Source organism: Rhizobacter sp. P1_G5, from assembly GCF_056405435.1.
Window position 1 is genome coordinate 1 of the sequence record NZ_JBFUCB010001026.1, and the last position, 1,191, is coordinate 1,191.

Annotated in this window: 1 protein-coding gene; it reads left to right on the plus strand. The window is 75.8% G+C overall.

Annotated features, from left to right (window positions below):
• A partial coding sequence (locus AC1D12_RS33730; RefSeq protein ID WP_477845433.1) for an ATP-binding protein occupies positions 1 to 1,191 on the plus strand: 1,191 nt, incomplete at both ends.

Sequence of the window (1,191 nt, forward strand, 5' to 3'; positions counted from 1 at the left end):
GGCCTGGGCCGACGGCGTTGCCTGGGTCGAGCTCGCCTCGCTGACCGACGCCTCGCTGATCAGCGGCGCGGTCGCACAGGCGTTGTCGCTGCAGCTGGTGGTCGGCGGCGATGCGCAGGCCGCGCTGCTGTCGTCGATCCGCAACCTGCAGGCCCTGCTGGTGCTCGACAACGCGGAGCACCTGGTGGAGGCGGTGGCGCCGCTGGTGCAGGCGCTGCAGCGGGCCGCGCCCGGGCTGCGCATCCTGGTGACGAGCCAGGTGCCGCTGCACCTCGCCGGCGAGCGGCTGCTGCGCATCGAGGCGCTCGCCGTGCCGCCCGACGGCAGTGCCGCCGAGCCGGCCCGCCAGCACGGTGCGATCGCGCTGTTCTGCGAGCGCGCGCAGGCGGTCGACCGGCGCTTTGCGCTGACCGACGCCAACGTCGGCGCGGTGACCGAGATCTGCCGCCGCCTCGACGGCGTGCCGCTGGCGCTGGAACTGGCGGCGGCGCGCGTGCCGCTGCTGGGCGTGGCCGGCATCGCGTCGCGGCTGGACGACCGCTTCCGCCTGCTCGCCAGCAGCGTGCGCGGCACGCCGACCCGCCAGCAGACGCTGCAGGCGGCGCTCGACTGGAGCCTCGGGCTGCTCGCACCGGCGCAGCGCGCGCTGTTCGATTCGCTCGGCGTGTTCGCCGGCGGCTTCACGCTGCCGCTGGCCGGCGCCGTGCTGGCCGACGGCAGCGATCCGGACGGCTGGGCCGCGATCGACGGGCTGGCGCTGCTGTCGGACCACTCGCTGGTGCAGGTGAGCGCCGACGATCCGCCGCGCTATGCGCTCAGCGAGAGCGCGCGCGCCTACGCGCAGGCGCGCCTCGCGGACGACCCGCGCGCCCACGCGCTGCGCGGCCGGCATGCGCGCGCGCTGCGCGAGTTCTTCGCCGCCGCGCAGGGCGACTGGCTGCGCATGCCGGATGCCCCGTGGCTCGCGCTCTACGAACCCGAGCTCGACAACCTGCGCGCCGCGCTCGCGTGGTCGCAGCAGCACGACCCCGAGACGCTGGTCGCGCTGGTCGGCGCCGCCGCGCCGCTGTGGCACCACCTGTCGCTGCACGCCGAAGCGAGGCGCTGGCACGAGATCAGCGAGGCGATGGTCGATGACAACGTTCCCAAGCCGCTGGCCGCCGCCTGGTGGCGGGCCGCGCAATGGGTGTG